Origin of the sequence: Nocardia sp. alder85J (genome assembly GCF_020176955.2) — a bacterium.
GTDB lineage: Bacteria > Actinomycetota > Actinomycetes > Mycobacteriales > Mycobacteriaceae > Nocardia.
Window position 1 is genome coordinate 701,653 of the sequence record NZ_JAIUCZ020000002.1, and the last position, 18,189, is coordinate 719,841.

An 18,189-nucleotide genomic window follows, 5' to 3' on the forward strand; every position below is an offset into this window, starting at 1 on the left:
TCGTCTGTGCCTACCGCATCCAGTTCCTCGTTGCCGGGGGCCGGGCGGCCACGGTGCCCGCCGGGACCGGGTCAGGTGAGCAGGATGGCCCGTTCGGGGCAGTTGTCGGCGGCTTCGCGGGCCTTGGCCTGGAGTTCGGTGGGGACGTCGGGGAGCAGGGCGGTGCCGTGGCCTTCGGCATCGAGATCGAAGACCTCAGGGCAGATTTCCCAGCAGCGGGCGTGGCCCTGGCAGCGGTCGGCATCGATTTCGACGTGCATGAACGGTATCTCCTTGGCGTGACAGCAGATTCGGCGAGGTCAGAAGGTGGCGGACACGGCCCAGGGGCCATCGGTGAAGGGACGGCCCAGCACTTCCATGCTGTAGACGATACGGCCGGTGACCGTGGCCGGATCGGAGGTGCACAGCACCAGGGCGGCTTCGGGCATGGCGTCGTCGGGTTCGACGGGGGCGTTGTCGGGGGTGTGGGGGGAGACCACGGCGACGCCGGGGGTCATCACCAGACCCGACGTGCCCAGGGCGTTCACGCTCACGCCGGTGCCGTACAGTTCCGCGGCCAGGCCGGTGGTGAGGCGGTCCAGGGACGATTTGTACATGCCGTAGGGGACGCAGCCGTCCTTGGCCCATTCGGGGTACGGGGGGCCGAGGGGGTGGCGGGCCTGTTTGGAGGTGATGTTGAGGATCCAGCCGCGGCCGCGGTCGACCATGCCGGGTGCGGTGAGCTGGCACAGGCGGAAGGGGGCGGTGACCATGATCTGTTGCATGACGGCGTTGCGGCGGGGCGCGACGTCCAGCATCGGGCCGTAGAAATTGACGCCGGCGTTGTTGACCAGGGTGTCGACCGGGCCGAGCGCCTCCTCGGCGCGGGCGAGGATCGTATCGACCTGCTCGGGGTCGGTGAGGTCGGCGGGGATGGCCGCCGCGCGGCCGCCGCCGGCACGGATCGTCTCCATCACTTCCTCGATCGAGCCGGGCAGGCGCGATTCGCCGGGGCCCGTGGTGCGGGCCACCACCGCGACCGCGGCTCCGGCGGCCGCCAGGCGTTCGGCGATCCGCTGGCCGATGCCGCGGCTGGCGCCGGTGACTATGGCCACGCGGCCGTCCATCGATCCCACAACTGCTCCCCGCAACGACGTTCCTCCGGCGCCCTCCGCCGGATCGGGGCCCATCGTAGCAAAGTGAGTACCCACTTTCTCTAGATATCGGCCACCGTCCCCGGCTATCTTGAGTAAGTACCTGCTCAGTAGTGGTCTGTGCCCGGAAGGACGTGAAGTATGCACGACGTCGTGATCCGTGACGGTGAGGTGGTCGACGGGACCGGTGCGGCCCCGCGGCGCGCCGATATCGCCATCGACGGCGACCGGATCACCGCGGTGGGTGCGGTGCCCGACCGTGGACGGCGTGAGATCGATGCCGAAGGGCGTTGTGTCACACCCGGTTTCATCGATGTGCACACGCATCTGGATGCCCAGTTGTTCTGGGATCCGCTGGCCACGCCGTCCTGCTACCACGGCATCACCACCGTGGTGATGGGTAACTGCGGCGTCACCTTCGCGCCGGTGCGCAGCGGGCAGGAGGAGTATCTGGCCCGGATGATGGAGTCGGTGGAGGACATTCCGGCCGACACCATCATGGCGGGGCTGGACTGGGGCTGGCAGACCTACGGGGAGTACCTGAAACAGCTGGGCGACCGGCAGTTCGGGCTCAATGTGGGCGGGCTGGTCGGGCACAGCGCGGTCCGATACCACGTGATGGGGGACCGGGGGCTGGACGAGCAGCCGGCCACGGCGGCCGACATCGCGGCCATGGCGGCGCTGGTCGGCGAGGCGATCGACGGTGGGGCCCTGGGGTTCTCGACCTCGCGCACCTATATGCACACGGTGCCGGACGGGCGGCCGGTGCCGGGGACCTTCGCCGCCGAGGACGAACTGGCCGCCATCGGCGCGGTCCTGGCCGAGCGCGGGCGCGGCACCTTCCAGGTGGTGCCCCGCATCGGCGAGCGCGACGGCACCGAGCGCGCGAACTCACGGGCCGAGATGGCCTGGATGGAACGGGTGAGCCGGGAATCCGGCCGGCCGCTGGCCTTCTCGATCATGCAGAGCGATCGGCGGCCCGGACTGTGGTCCTGGGTCATGGACGAGGTGGCCGCCGCGCGCGGTCGCGCCGCGGATCTGCGGCCGATGACCGCGGTGCGCGGCAGCGCCATCCTGTACGGCCTGGTGGGCCGCACACCGTGGGACACCCTGCCGGAATGGGCCGAGCTGATGGCGCGACCGTATCCGCAGCGGCTGGCCGCGCTGGCCGACGAGACGGTGCGCAAGCGGCTGGCCGACGCGGCCGAGCGGCCGGTGGAACTGTCCGGGCCGCTGGCGCCGAAGGATCCGTCGAAGATGTATCTGATGCCGCCCGGATCCGCCGAATACGATGTCAGCGCGGGCAACAGCCTGGCGGCCGAGGCACAGCGGCGCGGGGTGAGCGCGGCGGCGGCCTTCCTCGACTACACCGTGGACACCGGTGGCACCGGTCTGCTGTACTACCCGGTGCTCAACCAGGATCTGGACGCGGTCGCCGCGATGATCACCAATCCCGATGTGGTGATCGGGGTGGCCGACGCGGGCGCGCACGTCGCGCTGACCATGGACGCCGGCAATTCCACCTTCTTCCTCAAGCACTGGGTGCGCGAGCGCGGCCTGCTCGACCTCGGGACGGCGATCCGCAAACTCACCTACGAGGGCGCGGACCTGTTCGGCATCCCGGATCGCGGGGTGCTGGCCGTCGGCGCGTACGCCGACGTGAACGTGCTGGACCTGGCGCGGCTGGATCTGTTCACGCCCGAGATGGCGTCCGATTTCCCGCTGGGCGCCAACCGGTTCGTGCAGCGGGCCCGCGGTTACGACTACACCCTGGTCAACGGTGTGGTGCTGGTCGATCACGACGAGCTCACCGGGCAGTTGCCGGGGCGGCTGGTGACCGCTGCCTGACGGGGGTGGCTTGCCAGCACATACGGTAGTACTTACCGTACTTGGTAACCGTAACTAGTTGCGGGTGCCGGGGCAGACAATTCGGCAGCACGACGAGAAGGAAATGAGGTGAGCCGGATGAGCCGGGAAGCGGTGATCGTCGCAGGCGCTCGGACCGCGATCGGGACGGCGTTCAAGGGCACTCTGGTCGACACGGACGCGTTCGAGCTCGGCACCGCGGCCGTCTCGGAGGCGGTCCGGCGCTCGGGGCTGGAGCCGGAACTCGTCGACGACGTGGTGATCGGCGAATCGCTCTACGGTGGCGGCGCGATCGCCCGCTACGTCGCGATCGAGGCGGGGCTGGTGAACGCGCCGGGCATCGCGCACAACCGGCACTGCGCCTCGGGCCTGTCGGCGGTGCAGACCGCGTCGGCCACCGTGCTGGCCGGGATGGACCGGGTCGTGGTCGCCGGTGGCGCGCAGTCGAGTTCGACCTCGCCGAAGTCGGTGCGCCGGATTCCCGGCACCGACGAGGTGGACGAGCGCTGGCTGTCGCCCAGCCATCGCGGCACCCCCGATGCCCCGATCGACGACATGGGCATCACCGTGGGCTGGAACACCGCGGTCCGCGCGGGCCTGACCCGCGAGGAGATGGACGAGTGGGCGCTGCGGTCGCACCTGCGCGCCGTGGCCGGAATCGACAACGGGTCGTTCACCGACGAGATCGTGCCGATCGAGGTGAAGCGCCGCGACGGCAGCACCGTCACCTTCGCTGTCGACGAGCATCCCCGGCGCACAACGACATTGGAGAAGCTGGCGTCGCTCAAGCCGCTGCACCCGGAGATCGAGGGGTTCAGCATCACCGCGGGCAACGCCTCCGGGGTCAACGACGCCGCGGCCGCGGTGGTCGTCACCGACGGTGAGCTGGCCCGGGAGCGCGGCTTGCGGCCGCTGGCCGTGGTGCGGTCCTGGGCGTCGGTCGGCGTGCCGCCGGTGGAGACCGGACTGGCTCCCTCTCCGGCCATCCGCAAGGCGCTGAGCCGGGCCGGCCTGTCGGTGGGTGACATCAAGCTCTGGGAGATCAACGAGGCGTTCGCCTCGGTGGCGGTGGCCGCCACCAAGGAACTCGGGCTCGACGACGAGACGGTGAACGTGCTGGGCAGCGGATGCAGCCTGGGGCACCCGATCGCCACCACCGGCACCCGGATGATCCTCACCCTGGCGCACGAATTGCGCCGCCGCGGTGGCGGTCTCGGCGTGGCCGCGATGTGCGCCGGTGGCGGCATGGGCAGCGCCGTGGTGATCGAGGTCCGGTAGGCCGCGCTGTCCACGAGATCGGCTCCGGCGCCGGTACGTTCGCCACCGCGGCGGGCGTACCGGCGGGCTTCGATCACACGCTCGGCACGACGACCGTTTCGGCGAGGGTGCCGAGCAGTAGATGCGTATCCTGTTGGAACACACGGATTTCGACGACCTGTCCGGCGCTGACGCGGAACAGTTCCACCACGTCGACGGTGGCCGCCCGGCCGGACTCCTTGGCCGTCCAGGTCTGGGTGGTGAGCTGGACGACCGCGCCGCCGTCGCCGAATATCCTCGGGGCCAGGATGGTTCGCTCCCAGTAGCGGGCGAAGGCCGCGCCCATCGCGGCGACGCCCGCGTGCCCGGTGTACCAGCCGCCGTGCGGTAGCGAGGCGGGCTGCTCGATCCGGATCTCCGGGTGGAACAGCCGCATCGCGCCCGCGCCGTCGCCGGCGGAGAAGCGCCGGTTCAGCTCGGTGACCACCGCGACACCGTCCGGCTCGCCGCTCATTTCAGCTCCTCGATGGCTTCCAGGGTCGGGAAGAAGCCCCTGATGGTGCCCTCCGACAGCAGCGCGACCGACCGGCCGCGATTGGCCTTCTTGCCGTGCCGGTTCTCCAGCGCCTGCATGAGCGCGATGCCCATCACCGCGCGGGCGGACACATCCGGGGATTCGAACGGGAAGCCGTAGCGATCTTCGACCTCGCGCCACGCCTCGGCCAGCCGGTCCATCGCGGTGGCGAAGGTGTCGCGGTAGAACCGCTTGGCCACCTGCGGATCTCCGAACAGCACCAGGCCCAGCAGCGGCAGCACCTCCTCCAGCGTCGAGATCAGCTGCTTGTAGAGACCTTTCATGGTCTCCAGCTGGCGCGCCGCGGTGAGTGGGGCGTCCTTGTCGACCAGGGCGGTGGCGGCGACCAATTCGTCGATGGCCGATTCCAGCGGCTCCACCACCGCCTCGAAGAACAGCTGATCCTTGCTCTCGAAGTGGCGGTAGATGATGCCTTCGCTGATCCCGCTGTGCTCGGCGATCATCTTGACGGTGGTGCCGTTCATATCGCCGGTCTCGGTGAACGCGCGCCGGGCGGCTGCGAGGATGGAGCTCTTGCGTGCCTCGGCGGTCATGCGCCGGCGCACCGGCGGGATCTCGCTGCCGGACGCCGGAACCGTGCCGGTCCTGGCCACAGGGCCTCCTCGTGTCGCGGGGGTTTCCACCGGCGGCGGAACGCTGGTGAGTGGGTACCCACTCTATCGTAAAGTGCTGCCGCCCATGGTCGTGTTGTCGTGGTGTCTGTCACCCGTTTTGCCCGGTGAGCGCGTTCTCGGGGCAGGCTTGCTGAGTAAGTGATTACTGTCTAAACTGCCGTAGTGACCGTGACTCCGGTCACCGTGATCTTCGGTGGTGTGACGGCGCGCACCACGCGCATCAGGCGCACCGGTTGGTGCGTCACCGCCACTCCGCCGCCGGACGAGGCCGATCAGGATAAGTCATGGACAGACAAGCGCTGGAACACGAACTCGCGCATCGATTGCTGGATCACCTCGAGCATCGGACCACCGATCTCGCCGACAGCATGCTGGAATTGCCGACGGACATCTACTCCGAGCAGCGGTATCGCGACGAGCTCGAGGTGCTCTTCCACGGCCGGCCGCTGGTGCTGTGCTTGTCGGGCGCGCTGCCCGGGCCGGGCACCTACCGCACCGTGGATCTGGCCGGCACCCCGCTGCTGCTGACCCGCGACGAGAACGGGAAGGTGCGCGCGCTGGCCAACGCCTGCCGGCACCGCGGCGTGCGGGTGGCCGACGGCGCCGGCGCGGCGAAGCGGTTCACCTGCCCCTTCCACGCCTGGACCTACGACCTCGAGGGCAGTCTGGTCGCGGTCACCTCCAGTGAGTTCTTCACCGGATTGTGCATGGAGGACAAGGGTTTGGTGGAGTTGCCGGTCGCGGAGGGCTACGGCCTGATCGTCGGCCGGCTGCGTCCCGGCGACCCGATCGACATCGACGACTACCTGGGCCCCGGCCTGGTGGACGAGCTGGCGATGCTCGATTTCGCGGACTGGCAGCCCTACAGCGAGCCGCACGTGCATCCGGTGGCGGCGAACTGGAAGGTCACCCTGGACACCTTCCGGGAGAACTACCACTTCCGGTTCCTGCACCGCCGCACCCTGGCCACCTACGCGCACGGCGGCGTGCTGACCTTCGACTCCTTCGGCCCGCACCTGCGCAACTGCTCGGCGCTGAAGTCGATCGACGCGCTGCACGAACTGCCCGAGGAGCAGTGGGGCGACGTCAGCCAGCACATCAGCCTGCAATACGCGCTGTTCCCGAACACGAACATCACCTTCGACAGCCGGCACGTCGAGCTGTGGCAGATCGTGCCGATCGACGAGAAGTCCTGCGAGGTGGTGCACACCGCGTACCTGCGGCCGGGCCTGTCCGACGCGGAGCGGGAGAAGTTCGCCGAGATGGCGCCGTGGATCTGCGAAACCGTCGTCGACGGTGAGGATTTCTGGGTCGCGGGCCGCACCGAGCCGGGGATCCGCGCCGGTGCCCTCGACACGATCCTGTTCGGCCGCAACGAACCCGCGCCGCAGCACCTGCACCGCGGGTTCGAGGCGGCGCTGGAGTCCGCCCGCGAAGCGGGCGTCCCCCGAGGAAGGTGAGAAGACCGATGGATCTGCTGCTGCGCGGGGCCCGCGTCATCGACGGCACCGGTGAGCCCGCACGGGCCGCCGACGTCGCGGTGACCGGCGACCGCATCACCGCCGTCGCCGCCCCCGGCGAGCTCACCCCGGAGCCGGGCACCCGGGTGGTCGACCTCGACGGCCTGGTGCTCGCGCCCGGATTCATCGACGTGCACACGCACTACGATGCCCAGATCCTCTGGGACGGCGACCTCACCCCGTCCAGCTGGCACGGGGTGACCACCGCGATCATGGGCAACTGCGGGTTCGGGGTGGCGCCCACGCTGCCGCCGCACCGCGAGATCATCGTCCGCACCCTGGAGAACGTCGAGGGTATGTCGATGGAGGCGCTGAACGCCGGAATCGACTGGTGCTTCGAGACTTTCCCGCAGTACCTGACCGCGCTGGACGCCCGGCGCAAGCGGCTGAACGTGGGTGCGTTCCTCGGCCACACGCCGCTGCGGCTGTTCGTGCTCGGCGGTGAGGAACGCGCGGCCACCGCGGACGAACTGGAGCGGATGCGGGAGCTGGTCCGGGAAGCCTTGGCGGCCGGGGCGATCGGGCTGTCCACCTCGCGGCAGCCGGCCCATCAGGGTGCGTTCGGCCGCCCGGTGCCCAGCCGCTTCGCGGAGGTGGACGAGGTCGACCGGCTCGCAGCGGTATTGGGCGAGAGCGGCAAGGGCGTGCTCCAGGTGTCCATCGGGCCCGGCATGTTCGTCAACGAGTTCTCCGAACTGTCTGTGCGCCACGGTATTCCGGTCACCTGGACGGCGCTGGTCACCCGCACCGACAAGCCCGGCGCGGCGCTGCGCACGGTCGCCCGCGGCGGTGCGCTGCCCGGTGAGGTGTATCCGCAGATCGCCTGCCGGCCCATCGTCATGCAGTTCACCCTCGCCGATCCCACCACCCTGGGCGAGATCGACGAGTGGAAGGAAGTGCTGAGCCTGCCGCGCGCCGAGCGATTCGCGCTGTACCGCGACGCCGGATGGCGGGACCGGGCCCGCCCGGCGACGCTGGCGAAGTGGGCGCACCGCTGGCCGAAGGTCGACGTCGACGAGACCGGCGCGCATCAGGACGCCGTCGGCATCCCGCTGGACCGGCTCGCCGCCGAGCGCGGCACCACGCCCTTCGACGTGATGCTGGATCTGGTGCTGTCCGACACCGCCACCACCCGGTTCCGGGTGGTGCTGGAGAACGACGCGGAGGACGAGATCGGAGATCTGCTGGCGGACAAGCGAACCCTGCTCGGGCTGTCCGACGCGGGGGCGCACGCCAGCCAGCTCTGCGACGCCTGCTACTCCACCCACCTGCTCGGCTACTGGGTCCGCGAGCGCAAGGCCCTCGGGCTCGAGGACGCGGTGTGGCGGCTGACCGGCCAGCCCGCCAAGGCCTTCCGGATCGCCGAGCGCGGCCTGATCGCCGCGGGCTACTACGCCGATCTGGTGGCCTTCGATCCCGACACCATCGGCACCCTGCCCATCGAGCGCGTCGACGACCAGCCCGGTGGCGCGGATCGGCTGATCGTGCGCAGCACCGGCGTCGAGCACATGTGGGTCAACGGGGTGCCGACCCGGGAGTCCGGCGCCGATCTGGCCGGCGCCGCCGGCGGCCGCCTGGTCCGCAGCTGATCCAGACCATCACGAGAAAGTGATTCGCTTATGACCTCGACCGACGCGACGCGCTTGTCCGACGACTGGTGCGAACACCATTTCGACCACCTGTCCCCGGAACTGGCGGCCGACCTGCACCCCACCATGGCCCGGATGCGCGAGCTGGCCCCGGTCGCACACAGCGATTCCTACGACGGCTTCTGGGTCGTCTCCCGCTACGACGACGCCCTGTCGGTCGCGCAGAACTGGCAGGCGTTCAGCTCCGCGCACGGCCTGTCGGTGACCTCCGGCGGCGGTTCGGTGCGCAACCTGCCGGTGGAGGCCGATCCGCCGGTGCAGCGCATCTTCAAGAGCCTGATCAACCCGTACTTCACCCCGGCGGCGGTGGCCGACTGGGAACAGCCGACCCGCGAGCTGGTGACCCGGCTGATCGATGAGTTCATCGAGGACGGCACCTGCGATTTCATGGATGCCTTCGCCCGGCCGTTCCCCAGCCTGGGCTTCTTCCAGCTGGCCATCAACGCCCCGGCCGAGGAGATGGAGGCGGTCGCGAAACTGGCCTCCACCTCCTCGAACCCGACCGCCCCCAACGCCCGCGAGAGCTGGGCCGGCCTGTACGCGTGGGTGCGCGGCTTCCTCGCCGCCCGCCGCGAGCAGGCACCGAAGGGCGATGTGGTGGACGCGGTCATCAACGCGCAGATCGGGGACCGGCCGATCACCGAGGACGAGGCCATCGGCACCGTCCAGCTGCTGATCCTCGGCGGGCTGGAGACCACCGCCGGGGCGATGGGCCAGATGCTGGTGCGGTTCTGCCGCGAGCCGGAGATCCCGGCGCTGCTGCGGGAGCGGCCGAGCCTGATCCCCAAGGCGGTCGAGGAACTGCTGCGGCTGGACACCTCGTTCGTGTCGGTGGGCCGGACCGCGGTGCAGGACGCCGAGGTGAGCGGGCACACGATCACCAGCGGCGAGAAGGTGCTCATCCACTGGGCGTCGGCCAACCGCGACGCCGCCGAGTTCCCGGGCCCGGACCGCTTCGATCTGGAGCGAAGCCGTAACCGGCACTTCGCCTTCGGCGCGGGCCCGCACCGCTGCGCCGGATCCAACCTGGCGCGCCTGAACATTCGCATCGCGCTGGAGGAGATCCTCACCCGGCTCGGCGATATCGCGCTGGTGGACGAGGACGCCATCCGGTACCACGCGGGCCTGACCCGCACCCCGCTGCACCTGCCGATCAGCTTCACCCCGGGCAAGCGGCTCGGGTGAACCCGCCGTCCCGCCGCGAGCGGGAGTGCGCCCGCCGCGACCCGGGTCGCGGCGGGACGGTCGCGGAGTCGCAGGGGGCTCCGGCGGCCGCGGCGATACGTCGTGCGGCGAGATCGGCACTTTCCGGCCGAAATGCGCGCCACGGAACTATCGTGCGCACGATGGCACGCGGTGACCTGCGTGGATCCGGGCCGGTGCGCCCGTCCGGAGCGCCGAGAATTCCGGACGAATTCTCCGGTTGGGCGGCGCGGGGTCCCGCCGCGTGGCTAAGATAAGTGAGTATTCGCTCAATCAGGAGGTTGACGATGGGCGAGCGGACGCTGCTGACCAACGCGCGCATCCTCACCTGTAACGGTGATCCGGCCGAGAAACCGGCGGCGGGATCTGTTCTGATCGACGGCGATCACATCGCCGAGGTGCGGTTGGGGGCCGAACCGGAGGTGGACCCCGCCGCGGTGCGGGTGGTCGACCTGCACGGGGCCACGGTACTGCCGGGCCTCGGTGACGCCCACACCCACATCAGCTGGCCGCTGGATTTCGTGTTCGATCACGGTGCGGTGGCCGCGACGCCGGAGGGCAAGCACCTGCTGGATGTCGCGGCGGTTGCGAAAACCTATCTGGAGAGCGGCTATACGCTGATCATCGGCGCGGGCGCCACCCAGCCGGACGACGATCTGCTGGTCAAGGACGCGATCGATCGTGGCGCACTGCCCGGCCCGCGGATGATCCCGTGCGGGCCGATGATCGCGGAGGCCGGTGGGCTCGGCGCCGACGGCGGCATGATGGACGTCGTCACCACCGCCGACGATCTGCGCGAGGTGGTACGCCGGCAGTGCGAGCGCGGGGTGCGGTCGCTGAAACTGTTCATCTCCGGGGACGGGGTGGTGCCGCAGTACCCGTCCGAGGACATCTACATGAACGACGAGATGCTCACGGCCGCAGTCGAAGAGGCGGACCGGCACGGCGCGTTCGTGACCACGCACGCCCGCGGCGCGGCCAGCGTGGCGATGGCCGCGCGCACCGGCGTGCGGATCGTGCACCACGCCTGCTTCCTCGACGACGAGGCGCTGAGCGCGCTGGAGGCCCGGCACGGCGACGTGTGGGTCTGCCCCGGACTGCACTACCTCTACGCCATGGTCAGCGGGCACGCCGGGCCCTGGGGCATCTCCGACGAGAAGGTCGAGGCGTCCGGGTACCACGACGAATTCCGTGCCCAGGTCGACGGATTGCACAAGCTGAAGGCCGCCGGGGTACCCATCCTGGCCGGTGGGGACTTCGGACATCAATGGACCCGGCACGGTACCTATGCCGCGGAACTGCAACGATACGTGGAGTTGGTGGACATGACGCCGGTGGAGGCGATCCACACCGCGACCCGCAACATGGGTGCGGTCACGGGTATGCGGATCGGTCAGGTGCGGGCCGGATATCTCGCGGATCTGCTGGTGGTGGACGGTGATCCGAGCGTCGACGTGACCGTGCTGCAACAGCCGCGGTTGCGCCGGGCGGTCCTCAAGGACGGCGTCTTCGCCTACGTCAACCCCGAGGTCTATCCGTGACGATCACCGAGCGGACCACCACCGAGGTCATCCTGTCGGGGGCGGAAACCCTGGTGCGCCTGCTGATCCTGCGGCACCGCCTGGACGAGCTGGACGGGCTCACCACCGCCACCATGGTCTCCGGCTATCCCGGATCTCCTTTGGGCGGTGTGGATCTCGCGCTGGAGCAGCGCCCGGCCGAACTGGCCGAACATCGCATCGTCCATCGCCCCGGGCTGAACGAGGAACTGGCGGCGGCCACGGTGTGGGGCAGTCAGATGGGTGCGGTGGTGCCCTACGAGGACATCGACGGTGTCGCGGGCGCCTGGTACGGCAAGGGGCCGGGCCTGGATCGCTGCGGTGACGCGATGAAGCACGCCAACGCGATGGGCGCCGGGCCCAACGGCGGCGTGGTGATGTTCTGTGGCGACGATCCGGGCTCGAAATCCTCGACGCTGGCCTGCGACAGTCAGTACACCTTCGCCGATGCCTGCATGCCGGTGCTGTATCCCGGTGACCAGCAGGAGGTGCTGGACCTCGGGGTGCACGCGTTCCGGATGTCCCGGCTGGCGGGCAGCTGGGTCGGGCTGAAGATGGTCACCGCGGTCGCCGACGGTGTCGGCACCGTCGACCTCGACGCGGGACGGCACGAATCCGGGCTCACCGGACCGCTTTTCGTCGACGGGCAGCCCTGGACGCATCAGCCGCTGGCGAAGATCGGGCCGCATGCGGTGCCCGATCAGGAAGTGCTGGTGACCGATCGCCGGCTGCGGGCCGCGCAGGCGTACGCGCGGCAGCACGAGCTGGACCGGGTGAGCGGCGCCGCGCCCGGCGCCCGCCTCGGTGTGGTCTGCGCGGGCAAGACATATTTCGATGTGCTGCAAGCGTTCTCGGATCTCGGCTATGACGATCCGGCGGACGCTGGGGTGCGGGTGCTGAAACTCGCCATGACCTTCCCGCTGGTCGAGGAGACCGCGGTGGAATTCGCCGCCTCGGTCGACCGGATCGTGGTGATCGAGGAGAAGCGGCCGTTCGTCGAGCAGCAACTGCGCGCCCTGCTGCACGAGGCGGGCAGTTCGGTACCGGTCGCGGGCAAGCGTGACGCGTCCCGGCGCCCGCTGATCTCGGCGGTGGGGGAGCTGGATCCGGCGGCGATCGGGAAGGCGCTCACCCGCCTGCTGCCCGATCTGGCGCCTGCGGCGGCCCCGGGCACCTCCGGTCTCCGGATCGACCTGCCGCTGCTGGCGATTCCGCCGCGGGCCCCGGCGTTCTGTAGCGGCTGCCCGCACAACCGCTCCACGGTGGCGCCCGACGGTGCGCTGGTCGGCGGCGGCGTGGGCTGCCACGGCATGGTGTATTTCGAAGCGCGGCACCAGGATACGCGCGCACTGCCGCCGACGCCGATGGGTGCGGAGGGGGTGCCCTGGATCGGGTTGTCGCCGTTCGTGTCCGAGCCGCATCTGATCCAGAACCTCGGCGACGGCACCCTGTCGCACTCCGGCACCCTCGCCATCCGCGCCGCGGTCGCCGCGAACGCGAACCTGACCTTCAAGATCCTCTACAACGCCGCGGTCGCGATGACCGGCGGCCAGGACGTCACCGGCCTGCTGGACGTGCCCGCGATGACGCGAGCCCTACAGGCCGAGGGTGTGCGCAAGGTCGTGGTGTGCGCGGAGGAACCGCACCGCTACGGCCGCCGCGCCCGCTGGGCCCCCGGGGTCGAGGTGCTGCACCGGTCGAAACTGCCGCAGGTGCAGGAACAGCTGCGCGAGGTGCCCGGCGTCACGGTGGTCATCTACGACCAGCGCTGCGCCGCCGAGGCCCGCCGCCTGCGCAAACGCGGTGAACTGCCCACGCCGCCACAGCGCGTGGTGATCAACCAGGCGGTGTGCGAGGGCTGTGGCGACTGCGCGACCAAGAGCAACTGCCTGTCGGTGCTGCCGGTGGAGACCGAATTCGGCATCAAGCGGCAGATCCACGATCCGTCCTGCAACCGGGACTACACCTGCCTGGAGGGCGACTGCCCGTCGTTCGTGACGATCACCCCGCGCGCCTCGCGATGGCCGTCGTGGTGGCCGTCGCGGCAGCGGCGCACCGCGCCGGCACGGCCCGCACTGCCGGCCGGTGACCTGCCGGATCCCCGAATCGCGGAGCTGGACACCGTCTTCGGCATCTACTTCACCGGTATCGGCGGCACCGGCGTGGTCACCGCGGCGCGGATCCTCGCGCATGCGGCCGAGGCCGGGGGACTGGTGATCGGCGGCCTGGACCAGACCGGGCTGTCGCAGAAGGCCGGTCCGGTGGTCTCGCATCTGCGGCTGGCGAAGAACCGGGACGCGTTGCGGGCCAGTGCGGTCGGCGTGGCCGGCGCGGATCTCTATCTGTCCGGCGACATCCTGCAGGCAGCCTCGCCCAGCCATCTCGGCAAGGTCGGCCCCGGCCGCACCCGCGCGGTGGTGGACCGGGCCGTCACCCCGACCCCGACGATGTTGCAGGCCGGTACGGCCGCACCGGATCTCGCGAGTCTGGAGGCGGCGATCGTCGCGCAGGTCGGGGCCGAGCGCACGGTGCTGCTCGACACCGACGATCTGGCCGCGCGGGTCTTCGCCGACAACCTGCTGGCGAACGTGATCCTGCTCGGCGCCGCGTTCCAGGCCGGTGCGCTGCCGCTGTCGGCCGCGGACCTGGAGGCCGCCATCGCGCGGCAGGGCCGGGCCGCGAAATCCAACCGGGCCGCCTTCGAATGGGGCCGCTGGGCCGTGCACGATCCGGCGGCCGTCGCCGCCACCCTGGCCGAACACGATGCGGCACAGGGTGTCCGGGACATCAACGATCCGACCGCGGCCGCGGCGGTCACCGCGGCGGCACTGGTCGGCGCGCGCTCGCTCCCGGAGCCGTTGCGGCCGTTGCTGACCCGCCGCGCGGCCCAGGCGATCGACTACCAGAACGCGAGCCGCGCCGAGCGCTACCTCGACCTGGTGGCGCGGACCGCCGCGGCCGACGACGCCGGGCACGACTGGGAACTGACCCGCGCGGTCGCCGAATCGTACTTCCGGGTGCTCGCCTACAAGGACGAGTACGAGGTGGCGCGGCTGCACCTGGCCGCCGACTACGACCGCATCGCCCGCGATCTCGGCATCGAGGGCGCGTATTCGGTGAAGTACCAACTACATCCGCCGATGCTGCGGCTGTTCGGCCGGGAATCCAAACTGCCCATGGGCAAGCCGTACGAGTGGAGCTTCCGGGCACTGCGCCGGATGAAGGGGTTACGCGGCACCGCGCTGGACTTCTGGGGCCTGCATCCGGATCGTGGCGCCGAGCGGCGGCTGATCGGCGAGTACGAGCGCCTGCTCGACGAGGCGGTGCTCGGCGAGCCCGCCGCCGACTATGCGCATCGGGTCGAACTCGCGGCCTCGGTGCTCGACGTGAAGGGCTACGCCGGAATCAAGGATCGGTCCATCGAGCGCTGGCGGGAGCGGGTGACCGAACTGCGGCAGGCCGGTGCCGGAGCGCCTGTGTGACCCGCCTCGGACGCTCCCGGGCGAGCGGCCGCGCGTCGGCAGGCGCCGGTCGGCCGGAGTCCGCCGGTGTGGCGCCGCGCCGGTATCGGGTGGTTGCGACCGTGCCGTTGCGGCATCCGCAGGTGGGCGGGAGTATGACGAGGTGATCAAAAGAATCCGGTTCGCCACTCGGCCGGGCAGCCTGCGTACGCAGGACTTTCCGCTGTTGTGGCGCAGTGCGGTCGGCGCCGCGGCGGAGGCCCCGGCCGAGGTGCGGCCGCTGCGGATAGCGGTGTGCACGACCGCGCCGAACATCGGTGAGTTGCGGCCCCGGCACGACGGTGTGGGCATCGAATGGTTCCGGGACGCGGGGCAGTTGGCGCAGTACGAGCGGTGGCTGACCACCGCGGGCGGCCGGGCGGTGGCGGCCGGGGTGACCGCGGTCGGCGGCGATCCGGTGGTGTGCGCCGACGAGGCCGTGCTGCGCGGCGCGGACTGGCTGTCCGGCCGCTGGCACCAGGGTGGCGTGAAGCTCAAGCACATGGCGCTGGCGGTGCGTGCGCCGTCGCTGACCGCGGCCGATTTCGCCGATCGGTGGCGCGGCCACGCCGGTACCGCGCCGGGCCCGACTCCGGTGGCGGCCACCATCATTCCGGATCACGTCCGGGGGCTCGCCTACGTCCAGAACCACCCGCTGACCGAGGAACGTCCCTATGATGCGGTCAACGAGGTCTGGTTCGACGACCCCGCCGGGCTGCGCGCCCGGGTGGAATGGTTCCGGGACAACGACATCGGCGCCGGGGACGCGACGTTCGCGCAGTCCTGGTTCCTGGCCGTGCGCGAGGAGATCGTGTACAGCCGCTGAGTCCCGGCGCATCCGGCGCCGGGACAGTATCCGGAGGTGAGTCCGTGCCGAAAGGCATCATGGTGGTGCAGTCCAGTCCCGCCGATCCCGCGAAGGACGCGGAGTTCAACGAGTGGTACGCCACCGCGCATCTGCCAGAACTGCTGTCGGTGCCCGGTTTCGTGAGCGCCCGGCGCTTCCGCGTGCACCGGCCGGGCGCCGCGGGCCGGCACTCGTATCTGGCGGTCTACGAACTCGAGGCCGACGATCTGACCGCACCGCTGGTGGCGCTGCGCGAACGCAACGGGGCCGACCGGGCCGCGGGCGCGGAACTGCTCAGCAGCGATCCGCCCCCGATCGTCACCGTGTACGAACTGATCGAGGACTAGCTCTCGACCGGGGTGTACAGCGGGAAGTAATCGCCGAGCATGAACTCGGGGAGGATGTACTGCGGGAACATCTTCGACGTGGCGCCGGGATGCAGGATGTGCATGATCAGGCCCTCGTTGTCGGGGGCGCAGACGGTCTTCAGGCCCGCATTCTGCACCTGCTGATAGAAATCCCAGTCCCAGCACACCTCGTCGAAGGTGATGTCGCCGATCTGCGCCCGCGCGGAGATGGATGTGCGCCAGATGTAGGAGAAGCCGTAGCCCCACAGTTTGGAGGTGACCCAGTCCGGATTCCAGCCCTGGGTGGGGATCGGCACCCCGGTGATCGGCTCCCAGGGGGAGAAGACGTGGTGCGCCGGTGACAGGGTGTCGGTGGCCCAGTAGGCGAAGGTCCGCTGCTCGGGGCTGTAGGCGAACCAGCGGCTCAGCGTGCAGAAGTCGGCGTCGCCGAGGAATTCCACCATGCGCTCCAGGTACCGGGGCGCGTAGTAGTCGTCGTCGTCGAACACGGCGATGAGCCCGCCCCGGGCCAGCGAGGCCATGGTGCGCAACTTGTAACCGATGGTGAGGCGCTCGGCCGGCATGTGGAGATATCGGACACCACGTTCCCGGTATTCCGCACCGAGCAGGTAGGCGCTGGGTTCGGGGCTGTCGTCGAGGATGAGCATCTCGAGCTCACCGGAATAGGTCTGGGCGAGAAAGTTCTCGACCTGCCGGCGCAGGTAGTTCGGCCGCTGATACGTCGGGCAGATGACAGTGACCGCGGGCAGGACGGCGCTGCCGGGGACTGGTTCACGCTCGAGGTCTGGTCGCACCGATCGAGTGTAGTTCCGGCTGCGCCGCAAGGCTTCTCGGTCGTCGTGTCCCCGCCCGTGGGAAGACCGGTACCGGGCCGTGGTCAGCCCTGTTCCTCCATGCTGCGCAACAGGATTCGCGCGATCCGGTCCAGTTCCCGGCGGTCCGTGGCGGAAAGTCCCGCCAGCAGCCGGGTTTCGTTCGCGGTGTGGGCGGCGACCACGGTGTCGATGCGCTCGCGCCCGGCCGCGGTGAGGGCGACCCGGACCGCGCGGCGGTCGTTCGCGTCGGCGACCCGCCGCACCAGGCCCGCGGATTCCAGCCGGTCCAGCCGGCTGGTCATCCCGGCCCGCGACAACATCAGCGTGTCGGCCAGCACGGACGGGTTGAGCTCGAACGGCTCCCCGGCCCGGCGCAGCGCCGCCAGGACGTCGAATTCGCCGCGGCCCAGCCCGTGTGCGGTGAATACCGCCTCGATCGCGCGCTCACCCAGCTGATACAGCCGCCCGAGCCGCCCGAGGATCGCCATCGCCTCCAGTTCGAGGTCGGGTCGTTCCCGCTGCCACTGCGCCACGATCGCGTCGATCGCATCGGGTGTCCGTTCTGTCATGGACAGCAGCCTATTCGATGGAATATAGTTAGTTATCGAATTATCAGTCATCGAATCTTCTGGAGTGATCATGAGCATCCCGGCCCCCGCCCTGCCCGCCGCGATCCGCCACCGCGCCGACGCCGAGACCGGCGGCAGCGCCCAGGCCACCGCGCGCCTGCTGATCGACGGAAACGAGACCGGCGGCAGCGTGAGCACCCTGGAGGTGACCCTGGTGGCCGGCGCCGACGGCGCCACGCCGCACTACCACACCCGTTCCGAGGAGCTGTTCTATGTCGCCGAGGGCGAATTGCAGGTGCTGACCGGCGACGAGATCGTCACCGTCGGCGCCGGTGGGGCCCTGGTGGTGCCGCGCTTCATGCCGCACGCGTTCGGTGCCGCGCCCGGCGCCCCGACGCGTATCCTCATCGCGCTCACCCCCGGTCTGGAGCGCTTCGGGTGGTTCCGCGTGCTGGGCCGGGTGCTCGCCGGTGAGGCGGAGTACAGCGAACTGGAGGCCGCCCAGGACACCTACGACAATCATCTGGTCGACGCGCCGCAGTGGTGGGCCGCGCGGGAAGCGGGGCGGCGCTGAGGGTTTCGCGACAGACCGGCCGGGTCGAGGAGGCCGAACCCGAGGTGGCACGCCATGGCGCCCGGGCGGTGCACCGGCGCAGCCCGCCGGCAATCGCTAGGGTGGGGATGTTCGGCGGCG

Annotated in this window: 16 protein-coding genes; 10 read left to right on the forward strand and 6 right to left on the reverse strand. The window is 70.2% G+C overall.

Annotation, left to right across the window (positions count from 1 at the left end):
* Positions 1 to 71: 71 nt before the first annotated feature.
* Together LBW94_RS09370 and LBW94_RS09375 are read right to left on the reverse strand one after the other, a co-directional pair.
* A complete protein-coding gene (locus LBW94_RS09370; RefSeq protein ID WP_225059618.1) occupies positions 72 to 260 on the reverse strand; it encodes a ferredoxin in 189 nt (62 codons plus the stop codon).
* A 39-nt stretch (positions 261 to 299) separates the two neighbouring features.
* On the reverse strand, positions 300 to 1,106 hold the full coding sequence (locus LBW94_RS09375; RefSeq protein ID WP_225059686.1) for an SDR family NAD(P)-dependent oxidoreductase: 807 nt from the start codon (positions 1,104 to 1,106) through the stop codon (positions 300 to 302).
* Positions 1,107 to 1,274: 168 nt separating this feature from the next.
* On the opposite strand from LBW94_RS09375, the gene LBW94_RS09380 reads away from it, so the two are divergent.
* A complete protein-coding gene (locus tag LBW94_RS09380) occupies positions 1,275 to 2,981 on the forward strand; it encodes an N-acyl-D-amino-acid deacylase family protein (protein ID WP_225059619.1) in 1,707 nt (568 codons plus the stop codon).
* 117 nt (positions 2,982 to 3,098) lie between these two features.
* Entirely contained in the window at positions 3,099 to 4,277 is a 1,179-nt protein-coding gene (locus LBW94_RS09385) for a thiolase family protein (protein WP_225059620.1), read from the forward strand.
* Between the two features lie 73 nt (positions 4,278 to 4,350).
* Here the strand turns inward: LBW94_RS09385 and LBW94_RS09390 are convergent, their stop codons facing one another.
* Positions 4,351 to 4,770, reverse strand: a complete 420-nt coding sequence (locus LBW94_RS09390; RefSeq protein WP_225059621.1) for a nuclear transport factor 2 family protein — start codon at positions 4,768 to 4,770, stop codon at positions 4,351 to 4,353.
* A complete protein-coding gene (locus tag LBW94_RS09395; RefSeq protein WP_225059622.1) occupies positions 4,767 to 5,444 on the reverse strand; it encodes a TetR/AcrR family transcriptional regulator in 678 nt (225 codons plus the stop codon). Before LBW94_RS09395 ends, LBW94_RS09390 begins: the two co-directional genes overlap by 4 nt.
* 305 nt (positions 5,445 to 5,749) lie before the next feature.
* Between LBW94_RS09395 and LBW94_RS09400 the strand changes: the two genes are divergently transcribed.
* The 7 genes from LBW94_RS09400 (at position 5,750) to LBW94_RS09430 (ending at position 16,090) form a co-directional block, all read left to right on the forward strand.
* Positions 5,750 to 6,925, forward strand: a complete 1,176-nt coding sequence (locus LBW94_RS09400; RefSeq protein WP_225059623.1) for an aromatic ring-hydroxylating oxygenase subunit alpha — start codon at positions 5,750 to 5,752, stop codon at positions 6,923 to 6,925.
* A gap of 8 nt (positions 6,926 to 6,933) precedes the next feature.
* The gene (locus LBW94_RS09405; protein ID WP_225059624.1) at positions 6,934 to 8,574 is read left to right on the forward strand and encodes an N-acyl-D-amino-acid deacylase family protein; all 1,641 of its coding nucleotides are present in this window, start codon (positions 6,934 to 6,936) and stop codon (positions 8,572 to 8,574) included.
* Between the two features lie 30 nt (positions 8,575 to 8,604).
* Positions 8,605 to 9,819, forward strand: a complete 1,215-nt coding sequence (locus tag LBW94_RS09410; RefSeq protein ID WP_225059625.1) for a cytochrome P450 — start codon at positions 8,605 to 8,607, stop codon at positions 9,817 to 9,819.
* 305 nt (positions 9,820 to 10,124) lie between these two features.
* Entirely contained in the window at positions 10,125 to 11,378 is a 1,254-nt protein-coding gene (locus tag LBW94_RS09415) for a metal-dependent hydrolase family protein (RefSeq protein WP_225059626.1), read from the forward strand.
* Positions 11,375 to 14,878 carry an indolepyruvate ferredoxin oxidoreductase family protein gene (locus LBW94_RS09420; RefSeq protein WP_225059627.1) on the forward strand — a complete coding sequence of 1,168 codons (3,504 nt, stop codon included), beginning with the start codon at positions 11,375 to 11,377 and terminating at the stop codon, positions 14,876 to 14,878. Before LBW94_RS09415 ends, LBW94_RS09420 begins: the two co-directional genes overlap by 4 nt.
* A gap of 142 nt (positions 14,879 to 15,020) precedes the next feature.
* Complete coding sequence (locus LBW94_RS09425) at positions 15,021 to 15,722, forward strand: EthD domain-containing protein (protein ID WP_225059628.1); 702 nt, start codon at positions 15,021 to 15,023, stop codon at positions 15,720 to 15,722.
* 44 nt (positions 15,723 to 15,766) lie between these two features.
* Positions 15,767 to 16,090 (forward strand): DUF4286 family protein, encoded by a 324-nt coding sequence (locus tag LBW94_RS09430; protein WP_225059629.1) that lies wholly within the window; start codon positions 15,767 to 15,769, stop codon positions 16,088 to 16,090.
* Here the strand turns inward: LBW94_RS09430 and LBW94_RS09435 are convergent.
* Together LBW94_RS09435 and LBW94_RS09440 are read right to left on the reverse strand one after the other, a co-directional pair.
* Positions 16,087 to 16,905, reverse strand: coding sequence for a glycosyltransferase family 2 protein (locus LBW94_RS09435; protein WP_225059630.1), 819 nt, complete (start codon positions 16,903 to 16,905; stop codon positions 16,087 to 16,089). The genes LBW94_RS09430 and LBW94_RS09435 overlap by 4 nt on opposite strands.
* 83 nt (positions 16,906 to 16,988) lie before the next feature.
* Positions 16,989 to 17,495, reverse strand: coding sequence for a MarR family winged helix-turn-helix transcriptional regulator (locus tag LBW94_RS09440; RefSeq protein WP_225059631.1), 507 nt, complete (start codon positions 17,493 to 17,495; stop codon positions 16,989 to 16,991).
* A 70-nt stretch (positions 17,496 to 17,565) separates the two neighbouring features.
* Between LBW94_RS09440 and LBW94_RS09445 the strand changes: the two genes are divergently transcribed.
* On the forward strand, positions 17,566 to 18,069 hold the full coding sequence (locus LBW94_RS09445) for a cupin domain-containing protein (RefSeq protein ID WP_225059632.1): 504 nt from the start codon (positions 17,566 to 17,568) through the stop codon (positions 18,067 to 18,069).
* The last annotated feature ends 120 nt before the right edge of the window (positions 18,070 to 18,189 follow it).